The following is a 17,087-nucleotide window of genomic DNA, read 5'->3' on the forward strand; positions in this document are numbered from 1 at the left end:
CAGACATTAGTGAAAGAGACGAACGGGAAAGACAATGATTGAACTGTTAGCTGTAGTAACCATTACAATCTTTGCCGTCATCAGTCCGGGACCGGATTTCGCGATGGTGACACGCAACAGCCTGCTTTTGTCGCGGCGGGCCGGCGTCCTGACGGCGCTCGGTATCGCCGCCGGCGTCTGGGTCCATGTCGCCTACACTTTGCTCGGCGTCGGCCTCTTGATTCGCCAGTCGCTATTTCTCTTCACAGTTCTGAAGTTCGTCGGCGCCGCCTATCTGATCTGGCTTGGCATCAGGATGCTACGCACCAAGCCAGCCGAAACGACGGGCTTGGCCGCACATCCCGCCCTCTCCGACATTGGTGCGCTGCGTGTGGGGTTTCTCACCAACGCGCTCAACCCCAAAACGACGATCTTTGTCGTCAGCCTGTTCATGCAAGTCGTCGGGCCGACCACGGCTCTGCCCGTCCAGATGGGTTACGGCGCGTTTATCTCTGCCGCACATCTGATCTGGTTCGCAATCGTTGCCCTGTTCTTTTCCTCCGGCACGGTACGGCTTCGTCTTATCGCGCTTCGCCATTGGATCGATCGCACCTTCGGCGCCCTGCTCGTCGGCTTCGGCGCGTTGCTGGCAACGGCAAGCGTGACACGCTAGGCGACGCTTGGTCGCGGGCGCGCCGCTGCATTCCCACTGTTAACACTTGCCCTCAATCGGATAACCATGCAATATCCATACAATTAGCATGAGGTAATCGCGATGACGGACGTGCGCTTGGGAATTTCGTGGCAACCGGTAATCCGTAAATCGGATGGACCGCTTTATCTCGCGATCGCCGACGCCATCGCTGCCGATATCAGCGAAGGGCGCCTTTCCGAGGGGATGCGTCTGCCGCCGCAGCGCACGCTTGCCGAGGCGCTGGGGATCGACTTCACCACCGTCAGTCGCGCCTATAACGAAGCCCGGCATCGCGGCCTCGTCGAGGGCCGGGTCGGCCAGGGCACCTACGTGAAAACGCGACGCATCCGAACCGGCCGTACGCCGGCAGGCGGCCTCATCGACATGAGCATGAACCTGCCGCCGTTGTTCGACGACCCGATGCTCGCCGCTCGGCTCTGGGACGACATGGCGGCGCTGCAGGCCGAGCATGGGCTCGAACTCCTGATGCGATACCAGCCGCCGGGCGGCACCCTGCACAACCGTGCTGCAGGCGCCGCATGGCTGAAACCCAGGCTGGGCGAGGTTCCGGCTGAGCGCGTTCTGATTGCCGCTGGCGCGCAAGGGGCTCTGCTTGCCACGCTTGGCAGCCTGACCAAGGCCGGTGACATGATTTGCGCCGAGGCAATCACCTACCCCGGCCTCCGCGCGCTCGCAGCACATCTCGGCATCAGACTGCACGGCCTCGCCATGGATCGAGAGGGCCTCCTGCCCGAAGCATTCGAAGAACTCTGCGCGAAGGAAACGCCGAAAGCGCTCTATTGTAATCCGACGCTTCACAATCCCACGACAACGACACTTTCGCTCGAACGGCGCCAGGCGATCGTCACAATTGCCCGGCGGCACGACGTAGCGATCATCGAAGACGATGCCTATGGCGCCCTTCCCGTTTCGACGCCGCGCCCGTTGGCGGCGCTGGCGCCTGACCTCGTCTACTATGTCGGCGGCCTTGCGAAATGCCTGTCGCCGGCCTTGCGCATCGCCTATCTTGTCGTGCCGGACAGCCGAAGCTCGGTCCGCGTCGAAGGCGCGATCCGGGCCACTGTCGGCATGGCGTCCCCTCTTGCGGCCGCTATCGCCACGCGCTGGATCGAGGACGGGACGGCTGACGCCGTGCTCGCAGCCATACGCAGCGAGACGGCGGCGCGACAGCGCATTGTCTCCGAGCTTCTTCCAGCCGGCGTCGCACAAACGCATCCGCACGCCTTTCACGCCTGGCTGCAGTTGCCGCCTCCCTGGACACGCGGCGAACTGAGCGCGCGATTGCAAGCAGCCGGCATCAGCGTCGTTGCAAGCGACGCCTTTGCGCTCGGCGCCCCACCGGAAGCCGTCCGCCTCGGCCTCGGCGCGGCTGCCGGCCACGCGGAGCTGCGACGCAGCCTTCTTGTCATCAACGACCTCATCGGCCAGCCCCCCGCCGCCTCAAGCTTCGTGGTGTAAATGGTGTGGTGTAAATGGTCGGCGGGCGAAATTGTCGCAGACATGTATGCATACAATAAATTGACAATGTATGTTTTTCGGCGCCTAATCTTGGCGAGCCTGATGCGGCCCCAAGAAGAAGAAGCGGCCGCATATCCAGGCAATCTCGGCGCAAAACTCCAGCGCCAACCGGAACGCCTGAAAGGAACAAACATGTCTTCCGATAGTGATTGGCCGCCGATCCCGCCCATGCAGACTGGCTTGCGCGGCCGCTGCCCACGCTGCGGGCAAGGGCACTTGTTCAACGGCTTCCTGAAGATGCGCAAGGAATGCGAAGTCTGTGGCCTCGATTACTCCTTTGCCGATCCGGCCGATGGCCCCGCTTTCTTCGTCATCTGCTTTGCCTGCGTACCGAGTGTTTTCCTTGGCGTCTGGCTGGAAGTTCAATACAGCGCACCGCTCTGGATACACCTACTGGTGACCGGGCCCTTCATGCTGCTGACCTGCATTCCGCCGCTTCGCCCCCTGAAGGGCTGGCTCGTCTCAAGTCAGTTTTTCTACAAGGCTGAGGAAGGCAAGGTCGTAAGGCGAAACACCGAGCCGCCGGTGGCGACGACGCAGTAGGTCCTGAGTGCCGGAGAAGCCTAGAACCTCCAAATATATCGCTAGAAAATAATTGCGCCGCCTACTGTTCATAGTTGACGGCGCTTTCACCGGATGTCTCTCTTCTTAAAGGCCGGCTCTACCAAACGAGGTTTGGAAGAGGATGAAGCCACCGATCTTGAGGCAGATTTCGGTGCCCGGGATGTAGAAGTATCCAGTGCCGAAGCGTCGCAAACGCGAACGTATTCCATGGCTCCGGCTCCGCTGCAACGATGGGATCGGCGGCCTGGGCGCCGGAAAATGCGCTGCGAGAGCAGCAGCGGAGCCGAGAGCGATCTAGGTGGCAGTCGGACGACCAGGTTCTCGGCTACGTCCGTCTGCAGCGTAACTTCTAACCCGATTAAACTCGGATGAAGGAGGCCCGCAACATCTCTCGACCTTGCGGGCTCTCTATGTGTTGTGCCAGTTACGGCGGATCGCGTGAGCGGCTTAGTTTGCCGGTGTCGGCTCTCCAAGTGAGAGCATCAGCCGGTTTGCCCAGTTGAAGAAGGCGGCACCATGGATGACGTCGGCGATCTCCAGTTCGTCGAGGCCCGCTGCCGAAAGTCGGGAGATGTGCTCCTCTCCGAAGGCGGGCGGGGTCGCCGTCAACGCCACAGAAGCGGCGACGATTGCATTCCAGCGTTCGCCGAGATCGGTTCCGACGCCCTCGTCGAGGAGCTTCTGCACATCCTCTGTGCGCTTTGAGTGATGCGAAGCGAAGCGCGAATGTACTGAGGCGCAGAAGATGCAGCCGTTATATCTAGACGCGGCGGTCGCCGCCAGTTCGCGCTCGGCGCGCGGCAGGCCCGAGCGGGTGTTGTAGAAGATGTCCTTGTCAGTTTTCGTGCGCGCTTCAAGCACTTCCGGATCGCGCACGAGCAGGCGGAAGTAGGGCGACTTTGCGCGCCCAGCCTCGACCAGGCCTTTGAGGTGACGCTCCGTCAGCTCTTCCTCAGGCAAGGGCTGCAGCCACGGTGTCCAGCCGATCTCGGCCTGCGTGAAGGTAACAGGCGGATTTTCAACGATCGGGATGATGGCATGTTCGGTCATTCGCATGTCCTCTTGAGTTCTTAAGCCGCAGCGCGCTTCGTGGCGGTCGACAGCAAGCCAAGACCGGTGATGACGCGGATCTGAAACGCAACGAAGGAAATCAGCTGCGACAGGGTCACGACACCATTTGTCGTCCAGCCAGCGTCGAGCAAGGCTTGCAACGCCTGCGGGCTGGCATCACGCAAATGGAAGACGAGCAGGTGGGCGTGGTCCAGCGCGGCGGACAGCTTACGGCCGAGCACCTCGCGGCTTGACCGTGATACTTGATAGAGTGGGCCGGCTTCATTCTCTCCATTAAGGGGCCCGTCCGGATAGTTGCCGTATGGCCCTGTTGCCCGTCCTGACCCGATCTCGGCCTTGATAACCTCGATCAACCAGCGATCGGTGTCGCTATCCTCGAAAGGACTGCTGTAAAATTCGAAAATGTCCGGCTGACGGTGCAGGCCGGCAACGAAACTTGCGACCGCATGCCGCTCCGCCGCCGACACGTCGCCGAAATCCGCGGGCTGAAAGAGTGCAAGATAGCTTTTCTGCGCCTGTTCGCGGGTTTCCGGCCGTTGGGCGCGAATGCGGTCGAGCGCCGACCCGGCGGTGATGCCGGCCAGCAGATCGATGATATCCGGTGACGTGGTGGTCATGACGTCGTCTCCTTTGAAAAATGGAACCAGCTGTCCGTTTCAACCGACGGCGCCGAAACGCCGGGCATGGAATTTCTCCTGTGGCGACCAGCCGAGCGCCGGAGCGACCTTGGTGGCGATGAGCTCGATGGAGCGCAGAATCAATGGGTGCGGCGGATCAACGGAATGAACCTGGAACACCAGATCGGTGACACGCTCCAGCGTCTCATCTGCGCTGAGACTGGCGATGACGTCGTCAACGGAGCCGACATGCACGTCGAAGGCCGCAATCAGATCGGCAAGTGAATTGCCGGGAACTGTATGACCGCTAGCGATCAGTCGTTCCGCACCCCGTCTCAACCCAACCTCGGCAAGCCGCAACGCTTCGGCGCGGCTGTCGGCAACGAACAGGCTGCGAGAACCGAGGATACGCGGCGCGCGGCCGGAAGGAAGCGCATGCAGATAGGCGTCGATGATCGGGTTTTGCAACTCCGCCAGCGAAGCGTGCGGATTGTCTTCTGGCCGCGGTTGGGTGCGTGACAACATCAGGCCGTCGCCGGCCCGCCCTGCCCGCTCCCCACCCGCCACCGAAAAGGTTGCCTGCCAGATACGGCCGAGCAGTTGCGGCGCTGACGGGTAGAGGCGATCTCCGCCTGGAAGGCCACGACCTGCCCAAGCGTCGAGAACCGTTTGGAGATGCCTGCCGAAGATCGCGCCGCGATCGGCGCTTTCCAAGCCAAAGGCCGTGAAGGAGGACGGCGTGCCGCCGGTCCCGAACCCGACCTCCAGTCGCCCGCCGGAGAGCAGATCGAAAACGGCGGCGTCCTCGGCCACCCGGATCGGATTTTCGAGCGGCAGCGTAATGACACCGGTTCCGAGACGGATGCGCGTCGTCTCCGCGGCGACATGGGCAAGGAAAACCAGGGGCGCCGGAAGGCCGCCTTCGTCCGCGTGGAAATGGTGCTGCGCGACCCAGGCCGTGTCGAAGCCGAAACGCTCGGCGGTGACGATCTGCTCCTTTGCGTAGTAGTAGCGGGTGCCCGCCGGAACGTCGTCGAGCAGCCGGGTAAAAAAGCCGAGGCGTTTGCGTGGCGTCGTCTCAATCATGGTCGGTCCTGTCTGTAGTCCGCTGCTTCAGGCCGCAGCCCGGCGGTTGCGTCCGGGAATGGCATTGATCAGCTCACGGGTGTAATCGCTGCGAGGGTTTTCGAAGACGTCGGAAACGGTTCCGCCGTCGACCAGCCGCCCATCCTTCAGAACCGAAACGGTGTCCGAGATCTGACGCACCACGGCGAGGTCGTGGGAAACGAAGAGGTAGGTGAGCCCGAGGTCGCCCTGCAGTTCGTCCAAGAGGTCGAGAATGCGGGCCTGCACGCTGACGTCGAGTGCGGAAACCGCTTCGTCGAGCACAACCAGTTGCGGATCGAGCACGAGCGCCCGGGCGATGGCAACACGCTGGCGCTGGCCGCCGGAAAGCGCATGGGGCCGCCGTGCAAATGCGTCCGCAGGCAAACCGACGCGGCCAAGGATCGCCCTTGCCTTCTCCTCACGATCAGAACGTAGAAGTCCCGGGTAATTCGTCAGCGGCTCGGTCACGATCTGCAGCACGCTTTGACGCGGGTCCAGCGAGCCGTAGGGATTCTGGTAAACGAGCTGGACCTTGCGGCGGAACTGCCGAAGCCCTTCTCCGCTCAGGCCCGAGACATTGGTGCCGTCGATCTCAATCCGGCCGGCCGTCGGCCTGTCAAAGCCGACGATGTTGCGGATCGTCGTCGTCTTCCCAGAACCGGATTCCCCGACGATCGCATGGGTCGTTCCGCGCCGGACGCGGAAGCTCAGGTCGTCGACGGCGCGTAGCGGGGATCCGCCGTCCTTGCGAACGAATTCGCGGACAAGGCCCTCGACGACGACGATATCGTCCGGAGCCTCCGCAACGGGTGGTCGAACCGTCGCCAACCTCGGGGGGGCGGTAAAGGATGGCGCGTCCGAAAGCAGTTGTTTCGTGTAGGGACTGCGTGGTGCGGCCAGAACAGTGCCCGTTGCGCCCTGCTCCTGAATCCGGCCGCCCTGTAGGACGACGATCCGATCGGCCCGGTCGGCGGCAACACCGAGATCGTGGGTCACCAGAAGCACGGCCGTACCATACTCCGTTCGCAACTCGTCGATGAGATCAAGAATGCGCTTCTGGACTGTGACGTCGAGCGCGCTCGTCGGCTCGTCGGCGATGATCAGCTGCGGCTTCAGCGCAATCGCAATCGCAATCAAGACCCTTTGGCGCATGCCGCCCGACAGCTCATGCGGGTACTGCCGCGCCCGAAGTGCCGGCTCGCTCAAGCCGACGCGGGCCAGAAGAGAGAGCACCTGGGCCTCGATCTCGTCGGATCTCAGCGCGCCGTGGATACGGAACATCTCGCCGAGTTGCGAGCCGATCGTCTTTACCGGGTTGAGCGAACTTCCCGGATCCTGAGGCACGAGGCTGATCCTCGCGCCGCGCACCGTATCCAGTTGCCGATCCGTCCAGCGGGCAATGTCGGTTCCATTCAGCTTGATGGTTCCGCGTTCCACTCGGCCATTCGCAGCGAGCAGACCGATGATCGACTGTGCGGTCGTCGTCTTGCCGGAACCGGATTCACCGACAAGGGCCACAACCTCGCCTGGATTGATGCGAAACGAAACGTCATGAACGGCGCGGCGTTCGCCGCTGCTGTCAGCGTAGGCAATGCAAAGATCCTCGACCTCGAGAACGGGGGGAAAAGGTCCAGGTATGACGGTCATGCTGCGGCCCTCCCGAAAGATTGGCTGACGCGATTGGCAGCCAGCACGACGAGGACAACCACGATGCCGGGCGCGGTGGTCAGCCACCAGGCGGTCGAAATGTAATTGCGCCCCTCGGCGATCAGCAGCCCCCATTCCGGGGTCGGCGGCGGCGCGCCGTAACCGAGAAATCCGAGCGTCGAAATCTGCAGTACGGCCGATCCGAATTGCAGCGCGGCAAAGGCGACGACCGAGGTTAAGGAATTCGGCAGAATATGGCGCCACAGAACCGAGGCGAAGGTCCCGCCACTGCCGAAGGCCGCCTCGACATAATCGCTGCGACGCACGCGCACGACTTCCGCCCGCGCCAGCCGGGCAAAGCCTGCGACCGAGGTGACCCCAACAGCGATTGCCGCGTTCACAGTTCCAAAGCCGAGCAGGATAATGATGCTGAGCGAAAGCAGCAGCGGAGGGATGGACAGGAGCACGTCGACAACGCGCATGATCGCATCGTCGAAGCGACGCCGCACCGAACCAGCGACGACGCCGAGACCGGAGCCAACCGCAAGTCCCAGCCCAACGGCGACAAAAGCACCTGTCAGGGAATGAACGGCCCCGTAGACGATGCGCGCATAGAGATCGCGCCCGAGCGCATCGGTTCCGAGCAGATGATCAGCGCTCGGCCGCTGCAACTGCGCGCCGCCGACGCCCTCAAGCGGGTTGTAGCCTGTGAAGAACGAGGGGGCGACCGCCCAGAGGAAAACAGAACCGAGGATAAGCCAGGAAAGGGCCAGTCCTACGGGTACACGGCGCAGCCGCGATGCCGCGCCAGAACGCCGTTCGCTCCTTGCCCTTGGCGCCGCAACGGCGTCATCGTGAAGCGTATCGAAGGTCGTCATGCAACGGCTCCTGTTTTGGTCCTGAGGCGTGGGTCGAGCACCGGATAGAGCAGGTCCACAGCGAGATTGATGATCACGAAGGCCAGCGCAGACAGAACGACGATCGCCTGAAGCACGGCTGCGTCCTGGCTGCCCACGGCGCGTTCGGTCAGCCCGCCAATGCCGTTCAGCCCGAAGACGGTCTCGGTCACCACCGCCCCGGCAATCAGTTCGCCGAACAACACGCCGGCAATCGTCAGCGTCGGAAGCAGCGCGTTCTTCGCGACGTGCCGCCAGAGAACCCAAAGGCGAGTGGCGCCCTTTGCCCGCGCCACGGCGACGAAGGGGCGTGTCATCACCTCGTCGATGTTGCGAACGAGCACCTGCGCCAGTGGCGCGGAAATCGGCACGGCAAGTGTTGCGACCGGCAGGATCAATTCCTGCCAGGGACCAGGGTTGATGACGGGCACGAGTTTCAGGCGGAAGGAGAAGATCTGGATGAGCATGATGCCGAGCCAGAAGGTCGGGATAGAAATGAAAAGCGACGGAACCGACTGCAGCGCGCCACGCAGCCACGCAAACGGCGCGAGACTGGAGAGGAAAGCGATGACGGTCGCCAGGATCGCAGCTAGCAGGAAGCCGAGCCCCGCGAGCTTCAGCGTTGCCGGCAGATGCGCAGCAAGCAGACTTGAAACCGGAACACCGGCTTGAACCGAGTAGCCGAAGTTGCCGGCCAGGAACTTGCCGATAGTCCGCGCGTATTGCACCGGCACAGAGCTATCGACCGCATAAGAGGCGCGGATTTCGGCGACCTGTTCGGCGGTCAGGCCGAGATCGGGGTTCTGGAACTTAATGAGGATCGCATCGCCGGGCATTGCCTGCAGCAGCACGAAAGAGATCGTGAATGCGGCCCAAAGCACAAACAGAGCCTGAGCAACACGATTGAACAAATAGGCGGACATGATCCGTTCCTCGCAGGCGGATTTCAGAGACGGCGGCCACCGGCGTTGCGGTGGCCGTCGAACCGATCAATGTTCAGCAAGCCAGGTGCTGTAGAAGCTTGGACGCCCGACGGCCTCGAATGCCACACCCTGGACGTAGGGCGCACCTGCATAGGCCTGCGGCTCCTCGAAGATCGGGATCGCATAGGCTTGATCGACGACGTAATCCTGAACCTCGCCGGCAATCGCGAGGCGCTTCTGGCGATCCGGCTCGGACGCGAGCGCATCGAGCAGACCATTCAGCTTGGTATCGACGAAGCTCTGGACCTTGTCGCTAAGCCCGCCCTTCTGGCGCAGCACATCGCGATTCTTCGGATAGTACTGGCTCTTGATCACATCGGGATCGGCACGGCCGACCATGGCAGGCGACACCGGCGTCTTCAGCGGATCGAGATCATCCACCGTCTTGCTGCCGCTATCGCCGGCAAGAACGCTCAGCTTGACGCCCACCTTTCCCCACTGCTGCGCGACCAGTTGCAGCGTTTCCTTGTTCTGCGGCTGCGGCAGCGATTCATAAGCCGTCAGCACCAGTTCCTTGCCGTCCTTCTGGCGCAGACCGTTGGCGGCGACCGACCAGCCCGCTTCATCGAGCAGGGCCTTGGCCTTCGCCGGATCAAAAGCGAGCTTGGCCGAGATATCCTTGTAGCCGAGGGCCGACGACGCGATGATCGAGGTTGCCTGCGGATAATTGGCAGAAAACAATGTGGTGACGATTTCCTTGGTGTCGGTCGCATGCAGCAGCGCCTGACGCACCCTGATGTCGGACACCAACGGGTTGTCTGGGCGGAAGACGACACTGTTGTTCACCCCGCGGGTGGAAGGCGCGTAGATCTGATAGTCCTGCGCCTCGACTTGGCCCTCGTCATAGGCCTGGACCTGGCGGATGAAATCCGCCTGCCCTGCGAGCAGTGCACCAATGCGCACGCTGTCTTCACCGGTGATGATGTACTTGATGCCGTCGAGATAGGCGCGGCCCTGGTGTTCGAGTTTGGCCGGGCCCCAATTGTATTCGTCGCGCGCCTTCAGGTTCAGTTCCTTGCCGATCGTCTCGCTCTCGACGACGAATGGGCCGGAGCCGATGATTTTCGTGGCGTCGCCGAGTTCTTCGAAGGGCAGTGCCAGCGTGCTTGCCGCGACCAGGCCCGAACCGATCACGGACGTTCCCTGAAGGAACCCCGGCGACGGCTTCTTGAAGTAGAATTTGACCGTCAGCGGATCGACGACTTCGCTGCGCTCGTAGTTGTTGATGACCTCGGAGACCGGCTGCTTCAGGGCTTTGTTGCCGAGGCCGAAGACGTCGTAGTTCTTGGCAACGGCAGCCGCGTCGAGCGGCGAACCATCGGAGAACGTCACGCCGGGACGGATCTTGAACGTATATTCGGTCGCATTCGCGTTGACCGTCCAGGACTCGGCGATCCAGGGCTCGATCTCCAGCGTCTTCGGGTTCTGATAGGTCAGCTTGTCGGTGATCTGGTTGAGGATGCCACCGTTCGGATAAAAGCCGCCGGCCGGCGGGTAGAGGTTCGTATGGGCCTGCTGCTCAAGATAGATCAGCGTACCGCCCTTGACCGGATCTGCCGCTTGCGCCTGCGCGTCGCTCAGAGCCAGGCCAGTGGTCGCAAGTGTGGCGAGCGTCAGTGCCAAGCGTTTCAGTTTCGTCGTCATGAGAGCCTTCCTTCAGAAATCTGGAGGCTATGGTACGACTGCGGCCGGCGTAATCAATTAAATCTAGTAAATTAATATGCTATATGTTTTACCCGAACCGAAAGAAGCATCTAGCGCGCCGTCGCCAGGGAGATAATTGTCCCTTCCCGCATTTTTCCCACCAATTTTGAAGGGCCGGGATCGACGGAAGTGTGGAAAGAAGCCCGCTGGTAACCACCGCCACATACGCGACATGGACACGTGCTTGATTGCGCGCGGCATTGACACCATTGTCGTCATCCGTTGAAAAATCTTGGCAATTTCTCTGAACCTCCCAAGGATCGTAAGCATCATGGAAAGCAATAAAGTCCTCGTCGTCGGCGGTGCCGGCTACATCGGCTCGCATACGTGCCTCGAACTCGCCAACAAGGGTTTCGAGCCTGTCGTTTACGACAACCTTTCGAACGGCCACGAAGAATTCGTCAAATGGGGCGTGCTGGAAAAGGGTGATATCCGCGACCGAAAGCGGCTCGACGAAGTCCTTGCCCGTCACAAGCCACGCGCCATCCTGCATTTTGCCGCGATGATCGAGGTGGGTGAATCGGTGAAAGACCCGGTTTCCTTCTACGACAACAATGTCATCGGCACGCTGACCTTGCTTTCGGCTGCCCTTGCCGCAGGCGTCGAAGCTTTCGTCTTCTCTTCGACCTGCGCCACCTATGGCCTGCCGGAGAGCGTGCCGATCGACGAACAGCACCGCCAGGCGCCGATCAACCCTTACGGCCGGACCAAATGGGTGTGCGAACAGGCACTGAAGGACTACGGGCAGTACAAGGGCCTGCGCTCGGTGATCCTGCGCTACTTCAACGCCGCTGGCGCCGATCCGGAAGGCCGCATCGGCGAGTGGCACGAGCCGGAGACGCATGCCATCCCGCTCGCCATCGACGCGGCCCTCGGCCGGCGCCAGAGTTTCAAGATCTTCGGCACGGACTACGACACCCGCGACGGCACCTGCGTGCGCGACTACATCCACGTGCTTGATCTTGCCGACGCCCATGTGCGCGCGGTCGAACACCTGCTTTCGGGCGGCGACAGCGTCGAGCTCAACCTCGGAACAGGTACCGGCACGACCGTCAAGGAACTCTTGACGGCGATTTCCGAGGTTTCGGGACGCGAATTCCAGGTCGATCTCGTCGACCGCCGCGAAGGGGATTCGACCACCCTGGTCGCCAACAACGACAAGGCGCGCGACATTCTCGGCTGGGTTCCGAAATACGGTCTCACCGACATCACGCGCACGGCCTGGAACTGGCATTCCCGTCGTAATCAGGGTGTCTGAGATACAGACCACGTCTGGCGCGGCGGTGATCGCCGCGCCAGACGGCTCCGATTTGTCAGGCCGTGTGCTGCACCGGCCTTGAGAAAAAGCCCGAGCGCAGCCGTGTGGCCAGCGGCTTCTCGATCAGAAGATAGGCGAAAACGCCGAGCGCGGTCCCCGCAATGACCGCCAGCAGCGCCGATGTGAGCAGCCCTGTACCCATCATTCCACAAGCCTTGACCACGACCGAAATCGCAAAGGTGTGCCAGAGGTAGATCGAGTAGGATGCGTCGCCAAGCATCATCGGCAGCCTGCTGGGGCGGAACCAGCCCTGCGCTTCGAGCGCCAGCGTTCCCAAGACGAGCATGACGGCCAAAGGCCCGAGGATGAATTCGTCGAAAGGCAGGCGAAGCACGGCGACCGCCGCAAACCCTGAAAACGCGCCGGCGACAAGCACAAGGCCGGACATTGCGCCGGGCACCCTGCCTCTCAGCCACAACTCGGCGACGATCATGCCTGCCACAAATTCAAGAATAATCGGCCGCGTATAGGTGACGAAGAGCGCGTTGTCGCTGTCGACGGCAAAGCCGATGGCAACCAGCGCCGAGAAACTGCCAGCGATCGCCGGCAACCGTCTTGACCGCGGCAACAGCAGTGTCAAGGCGAAGACCGCATAGAAGAACATCTCGTAGTTCAGCGTCCAACCCTGCACCAGCACTGGCCAGATTTCGTCGCTGCTTGGCGATCGCATGGGAATGAACAGCAGTGAGGAAAGCACATGCGCGCGGCTCAAGACCAGATTGGGAAACAGGCCAACAAGGCCGCCGATGACCATGACCGCGGTTGCGAGCCAGTAGATCGGCGCGATCCTCTGGATGCGATCACGGAGGAAGGCGAGCGGTGACACCGGTCGCCGTTCGCTGATCACCCACATGATGAAGCCGCTGATGACAAAGAAGACGTCGACGCCGGCAGCACCAATTGCGAAGTGGTGCCCGGCGCGCTCGGCGGCATGAAAGACGACGACCCCGAGCGCTGCGACGGCCCGCAGATACTGAATGCCGTAGATCGTCGTCGTCGGGGCGCTGATCATTGATACCTCAGTCGTAGCGGGATCTCCGATACGGCCGGCGCCGGACGATCTTCGGCGCTCTGGTGCGTGCGCGCTTCCGGTAAAGTCAGCTTTCCGGCGGCGAAATAGAGCAGGAACGAGCCGATGTGATAGGGGTTCATGATGTCGATTTCGACGAAGGACCGCACCAGCAGAAGCAGCGCTATGCCGAAGAGCACGGAAGATTGCGTGTCATGATCCTGCGTCAACAACCGCTTGGTATGCCCGAGCACGGTTATCAGAAGGATGCCGGACAGAAGCACGAGCCCGATCGCGCCGGTCTCCACCATCGCTTCGATAAAGGTGTTGTGGAAGTGGAAGCCGGAGCGCGTGGCAATATAGAACTCTTCCCACAGGCGTTCGGGCTCCGAGAAGCCCTGGACCCAATAGGCCTGATAGCCGACACCGACCAGCGGTGACGACATGGCCGCCTCGATGCCCTGCTGCCACAGATAGGTCCGTCCGGTTAGGGTGGAATCCTTGCCGAAAAGCCCGAGGACAAGATCGACGCCCCCACCATAGATGGCCGCAACGGCGACCATGACGCCACAGACGGCGGCGGCGAGGAAGAGCCCCTTGCGGTGTGCCGGCGACAATAGTCCGACCAACCGCATGCCCAGCCACAGCCCGATGATGACCACTGTGGTCAACACCGACGTCGCCGATTGCGAGGCAAAAAGTGAATAGGCCGACAGCAACGCGACCAGGCTGGCTGCCGCGAACCACAGGCCGCGTTCGCCAAGCGCGATCGGCGCGACAAAGGCGAAATAGATGCCGAGCGAGGCGTAGAAGCCCAGCTGGTTCTTCGAGGCGAAAGCGCCGACGAAGCTGTAAGTGCCGTCGAGAGGATCGAGGTGGTAGACGCCGAAGACGAGTGAGTAGACGAGAACGACGCCGGTTCCGGCAATCGCGCCGCGCACCAGGGTCCTGATGTCGACAACCCGCATGGCAATCAGGGCGCAGATCACGTGGGAGAGATACTGTATCCCCGTTCGCGCCGTCATTCCGGGCGCCGCCGACCAGAAGACCGACAGGCAGGCGAAGATCGCAAATCCTAGGATCCAGAGGCGGATTCCGTAATTGCCGAGCACACGACGGTAGTCGACCAGCACCAGTGGCAGCCACAGGCCATAGTAGAGCAGGATCGACGCCTGTCCGAAGCGCGCGGAATAGGCGAAGACGAAGAGCGACAGCGCGATCGCAACGGTGCCATAGACACCATTGCGATCGGGAGAAATCAGGCTCGCCTTCGAAATTTTCACAGCCGTTCCTACTGCGTTGCCAGGTTGGCTTCGACCTTGATCACGTCACCCGGCAATACAGGCGTATTTTCGTCGGCGGAGATCTCTGTCGGCTTTCCGTCACGCTCGCGTATGATCGAATAGGCGATCGTCGCCTCCTCCGTATTGTCTTTCGACTGCGCGGCTTCGGCCGATTGCAGCAACGCTTCGGCCATCAAGTCGCGGCTGGTGCCGAGCTTGATCGAAAGCGTGTCGAGTTCGGCCTCGGTGTTCTGCAGGTCCTGCGCCAGCTGAGCGTCCCAATCGTTGCGAAGATTGGTTTCGTCCTGGCCCGCCTTGCTGACATCCTGTTTCGCCTTCAGCGAAGCAGTATCGATGTCGAGAAGGGCGGCCTGCAGTTCGGCCACGCGCTGCTCCAGGGACAGCTTGCGCTGGCTGAGCGCCAGGCCCTTTTCGGCGAGGCTTTCGACCTTCTCGCGGTCTTCAACGACGAGCTCGAGCTGGCGGTTCTGGGTTTCCGTCTTCTTTGCCAGCGACTGGATTTCGCTTTCGAGCAAGGACTTCAGATCGGCGAGCGACTCCAGTTGCAGCTTCTGCTTCCTGTCACGCGAGGCCATCAATGCGGTCTCGTTTGCGAGAAGCTTGTCAGTACCGGGAACACCCTGAAGGTCCTTCGGCAGTTCGATGCCATCCTTTTCGGCGATCTCAGCCTGAAGGCGGGCGCGACGGATCAGCAGCCGGTTGCGCTCGGACGTCTGGACGCTCGAATCGCCATGCGCATTTATGTAGTCGCGCGCAAAGCGCTGGCCGCTTTCCGAACGGCGCAATCCGCCGCCAAGGCTTACGGCCTTCAGCACCGTCAGATTGGGGGCAAAAGGATATTCGCCGGGCTTCTGGACCTCGCCCGCGAGATAAACCGGGCGGTACTGCGCGAGTTCGACGGAGGCGGACGGCCGATCGCGCAGACCGAAGAGCGTCTGCATCTTCTCGCCGATCGCTTCACCAACTTCGGTCGTCGTCTTGCCCGCCGCCGGCAGGTCGCCGATGAAGGGCAAGGATAGAGCACCCGAAGGACCAACGGTGTACTCGCCGCTGACGACCGACCAGTCGCGGACAGCCCCCTCCGCGGTCTGCCATTCGGCCACGCGAATTCTCAGCCTATCCATAGTGCCGAGCTGATACTCATCGGCCCAAGCCGGAAAAGCACAAGTGAGCGCCGCGGCGATGAGAACCGCCCGGCGCAGGAAACGGGGTAGCGTGCGCGGCATGCGCGACTTTCCCGACAGATGATGTTCTCTCATTTGGGCTTCCCGATTGAAGGCGCCTTCCCGCGACCGGTCGCGCGGGCTTTCCAGGCGCTGTTTCGTCAGTAGCTGCCGCGCGAAAGGCAAACGGCGGGAATGGTTCTGACAACGATGGAGAAGTCCTTTAGCAGCGACCAGTTCTGGACGTACTGGGTATCGAACGCGATGCGGGTTGCGTAGGATACGTCGTTGCGCCCGCTGATTTGCCAAAGGCCGGTAAGACCGGGTCGGGATTGCAGGTAGTAGACGGCGGCGCTGTCGTAGAGCTCCAGTTCGTCCTCCACCACCGGGCGCGGGCCAACCATGCTCATTTCACCGCGCACGATGTTGACGAGCTGCGGCAGTTCATCAAGGCTGAGTTTGCGCAGGACACTGCCGACGACCGTGACACGCGGGTCGTCCTGCAGTTTGCGCGTCGCGCGCCATTCCTCGTAGGCGGCCGGATTGGCCTTGAGGTAGTCCTGCAGGATCCGGTCCCCATCAGGGCGCATGGTGCGGAACTTAAGGCAACGGAACGACTTGCCGTTGTGGCCGATGCGGCGGTGGCCGTAGAAGATGCTGCCGCCGTCGGAAAACTTGACCAGCGCCATGAGCATCAGGAACAGCGGGCTTAAGAAAACGAGGGCGAGGGAAGCGGCAAGCACGTCGAAGCCACGCTTCGAAACGCCACCCACGGGTGGGATTGCCGCAAACTCTGCGGCACTGAAAAACGGCGAATTGGCCGATCTGGTCGCAGACTTCATAGAGGTGACTCCATTTACGTTTGGCGATTTGTCGGTCTCCCCAGGGGGGCCTACAGCCCACACTGGGGCGCGCTCATCGTGAATAATGAACGTCCGGTAAGGATTTGCTTTTTGAAGGCGAAATAAAGGCGAGTATCCGAGCAGGGGCCAAAATGCGTATATCACCACTTTCGAATATGAAATATTTCTCGTGACAGGCGCTGTTATATTATTGCGAGAAACAGTATCACCTCGCACGTATTCCTGTATTGTTTCTGGCGAGCCAAATTACATTTCCGGAGAAGTGGCGATATCTTCGCAGGCCGATGTTTTCCTTGAGCTTCGGGAGCGTGATTTCCCCTGCTCCAAAATTAACGGTCGTCCGTATTTCCCAAACTTTGCTGCGTCGCACCAAGTCTTCGCGGCGCACACAAAGACTCGCAACATCGTTCAAACTTGTAATAAAAGTTGATCAGCACGTGAGTGTGGCGGCAACCATTGGGCGACGCAGAGACCGTCTCCCGACGGGAGGTGGAAAATCAGCTGTCGAGCGCAGGCTCGCGTCACAATGGCGTTCGAGGCCAATCAACTGATTTTGATTCGATCGACGCTGCTCGAAACGCGACATAAAGATTTGCCTGTTTCTATGTGCCAAAGTGGCGGCTATTGCC

15 protein-coding genes and 1 pseudogene are annotated in these 17,087 nt (G+C 61.4%); 4 read left to right on the plus strand and 12 right to left on the minus strand.

Annotated elements, in window-relative coordinates; translation table 11 throughout:
• The first annotated feature begins 34 nt into the window (after positions 1–34).
• The 3 genes from IB277_RS29595 to IB277_RS29605 all read left to right on the plus strand — a co-directional run bounded on the left by IB277_RS29595 (position 35) and on the right by IB277_RS29605 (position 2,755).
• Entirely contained in the window at positions 35–652 is a 618-nt protein-coding gene (locus tag IB277_RS29595) for a LysE family transporter (protein ID WP_192372282.1), read from the plus strand.
• Positions 653–754: 102 nt separating this feature from the next.
• Positions 755–2,152, plus strand: a complete 1,398-nt coding sequence (locus IB277_RS29600; protein ID WP_112977330.1) for a PLP-dependent aminotransferase family protein — start codon at positions 755–757, stop codon at positions 2,150–2,152.
• Between the two features lie 192 nt (positions 2,153–2,344).
• The gene (locus tag IB277_RS29605) at positions 2,345–2,755 is read left to right on the plus strand and encodes a DUF983 domain-containing protein (protein ID WP_060529243.1); all 411 of its coding nucleotides are present in this window, start codon (positions 2,345–2,347) and stop codon (positions 2,753–2,755) included.
• Between the two features lie 117 nt (positions 2,756–2,872).
• On the opposite strand, the pseudogene IB277_RS29610 reads toward IB277_RS29605, so the two are convergent.
• The 8 genes and pseudogenes from IB277_RS29610 to IB277_RS29645 all read right to left on the minus strand — a co-directional run.
• Positions 2,873–3,070: pseudogene (locus tag IB277_RS29610) on the minus strand (porin); the annotation flags it as partial.
• 153 nt (positions 3,071–3,223) lie between these two features.
• Complete coding sequence (locus tag IB277_RS29615) at positions 3,224–3,826, minus strand: alkylhydroperoxidase domain protein (RefSeq protein ID WP_060582940.1); 603 nt, start codon at positions 3,824–3,826, stop codon at positions 3,224–3,226.
• A 20-nt stretch (positions 3,827–3,846) separates the two neighbouring features.
• A complete protein-coding gene (locus tag IB277_RS29620; protein WP_113293284.1) occupies positions 3,847–4,464 on the minus strand; it encodes a CMD domain protein in 618 nt (205 codons plus the stop codon).
• 39 nt (positions 4,465–4,503) lie between these two features.
• Entirely contained in the window at positions 4,504–5,550 is a 1,047-nt protein-coding gene (locus IB277_RS29625) for a putative FMN-dependent luciferase-like monooxygenase (RefSeq protein ID WP_192357542.1), read from the minus strand.
• Positions 5,551–5,577: 27 nt separating this feature from the next.
• Positions 5,578–7,218, minus strand: a complete 1,641-nt coding sequence (locus IB277_RS29630) for an ABC transporter ATP-binding protein (RefSeq protein ID WP_192357544.1) — start codon at positions 7,216–7,218, stop codon at positions 5,578–5,580.
• A complete protein-coding gene (locus IB277_RS29635) occupies positions 7,215–8,096 on the minus strand; it encodes an ABC transporter permease (RefSeq protein ID WP_192357546.1) in 882 nt (293 codons plus the stop codon). Before IB277_RS29635 ends, IB277_RS29630 begins: the two co-directional genes overlap by 4 nt.
• Positions 8,093–9,037: an ABC transporter permease gene (locus IB277_RS29640; RefSeq protein ID WP_060521090.1), complete on the minus strand. Its 945-nt coding sequence runs from the start codon at positions 9,035–9,037 to the stop codon at positions 8,093–8,095. Before IB277_RS29640 ends, IB277_RS29635 begins: the two co-directional genes overlap by 4 nt.
• 66 nt (positions 9,038–9,103) lie before the next feature.
• Positions 9,104–10,741 carry a TIGR04028 family ABC transporter substrate-binding protein gene (locus tag IB277_RS29645; protein ID WP_060529211.1) on the minus strand — a complete coding sequence of 546 codons (1,638 nt, stop codon included), beginning with the start codon at positions 10,739–10,741 and terminating at the stop codon, positions 9,104–9,106.
• Between the two features lie 331 nt (positions 10,742–11,072).
• Between IB277_RS29645 and galE the strand changes: the two genes are divergently transcribed.
• Positions 11,073–12,059: a UDP-glucose 4-epimerase GalE gene (galE, locus tag IB277_RS29650; protein ID WP_060521088.1), complete on the plus strand. Its 987-nt coding sequence runs from the start codon at positions 11,073–11,075 to the stop codon at positions 12,057–12,059.
• A gap of 55 nt (positions 12,060–12,114) precedes the next feature.
• On the opposite strand, the gene IB277_RS29655 is transcribed toward galE, so the two are convergent.
• The 4 genes from IB277_RS29655 to IB277_RS29670 all read right to left on the minus strand — a co-directional run bounded on the left by IB277_RS29655 (position 12,115) and on the right by IB277_RS29670 (position 16,437).
• A complete protein-coding gene (locus IB277_RS29655) occupies positions 12,115–13,131 on the minus strand; it encodes an acyltransferase (RefSeq protein WP_192372284.1) in 1,017 nt (338 codons plus the stop codon).
• Positions 13,128–14,411 (minus strand): O-antigen ligase, encoded by a 1,284-nt coding sequence (locus IB277_RS29660; protein WP_192372286.1) that lies wholly within the window; start codon positions 14,409–14,411, stop codon positions 13,128–13,130. The genes IB277_RS29655 and IB277_RS29660 overlap by 4 nt, the downstream gene beginning before the upstream one ends.
• 8 nt (positions 14,412–14,419) lie before the next feature.
• Positions 14,420–15,691 (minus strand): polysaccharide biosynthesis/export family protein, encoded by a 1,272-nt coding sequence (locus IB277_RS29665; RefSeq protein WP_192372288.1) that lies wholly within the window; start codon positions 15,689–15,691, stop codon positions 14,420–14,422.
• 65 nt (positions 15,692–15,756) lie between these two features.
• The gene (locus tag IB277_RS29670; protein ID WP_034797965.1) at positions 15,757–16,437 is read right to left on the minus strand and encodes a sugar transferase; all 681 of its coding nucleotides are present in this window, start codon (positions 16,435–16,437) and stop codon (positions 15,757–15,759) included.
• Positions 16,438–17,087 lie beyond the last annotated feature (650 nt).

It is taken from the genome of Ensifer sp. ENS07 (assembly GCF_014852185.1).
Taxonomy (GTDB): Bacteria; Pseudomonadota; Alphaproteobacteria; order Rhizobiales; family Rhizobiaceae; genus Ensifer; species Ensifer adhaerens.

Bases quoted from the DNA above. Each gene is read 5' to 3' on its own strand.
- IB277_RS29595 (WP_192372282.1), top strand. From the start codon at position 35: ATGATTGAACTGTTAGCTGTAGTAACCATTACAATCTTTGCCGTCATC.
- IB277_RS29600 (WP_112977330.1), top strand. From the start codon at position 755: ATGACGGACGTGCGCTTGGGAATTTCGTGGCAACCGGTAATCCGTAAA.
- IB277_RS29605 (WP_060529243.1), top strand. From the start codon at position 2,345: ATGTCTTCCGATAGTGATTGGCCGCCGATCCCGCCCATGCAGACTGGC.
- IB277_RS29615 (WP_060582940.1), bottom strand. From the start codon at position 3,826: ATGACCGAACATGCCATCATCCCGATCGTTGAAAATCCGCCTGTTACC.
- IB277_RS29620 (WP_113293284.1), bottom strand. From the start codon at position 4,464: ATGACCACCACGTCACCGGATATCATCGATCTGCTGGCCGGCATCACC.
- IB277_RS29625 (WP_192357542.1), bottom strand. From the start codon at position 5,550: ATGATTGAGACGACGCCACGCAAACGCCTCGGCTTTTTTACCCGGCTG.
- IB277_RS29630 (WP_192357544.1), bottom strand. From the start codon at position 7,218: ATGACCGTCATACCTGGACCTTTTCCCCCCGTTCTCGAGGTCGAGGAT.
- IB277_RS29635 (WP_192357546.1), bottom strand. From the start codon at position 8,096: ATGACGACCTTCGATACGCTTCACGATGACGCCGTTGCGGCGCCAAGG.
- IB277_RS29640 (WP_060521090.1), bottom strand. From the start codon at position 9,037: ATGTCCGCCTATTTGTTCAATCGTGTTGCTCAGGCTCTGTTTGTGCTT.
- IB277_RS29645 (WP_060529211.1), bottom strand. From the start codon at position 10,741: ATGACGACGAAACTGAAACGCTTGGCACTGACGCTCGCCACACTTGCG.
- galE (WP_060521088.1), top strand. From the start codon at position 11,073: ATGGAAAGCAATAAAGTCCTCGTCGTCGGCGGTGCCGGCTACATCGGC.
- IB277_RS29655 (WP_192372284.1), bottom strand. From the start codon at position 13,131: ATGATCAGCGCCCCGACGACGACGATCTACGGCATTCAGTATCTGCGG.
- IB277_RS29665 (WP_192372288.1), bottom strand. From the start codon at position 15,691: ATGAGAGAACATCATCTGTCGGGAAAGTCGCGCATGCCGCGCACGCTA.
- IB277_RS29670 (WP_034797965.1), bottom strand. From the start codon at position 16,437: ATGAAGTCTGCGACCAGATCGGCCAATTCGCCGTTTTTCAGTGCCGCA.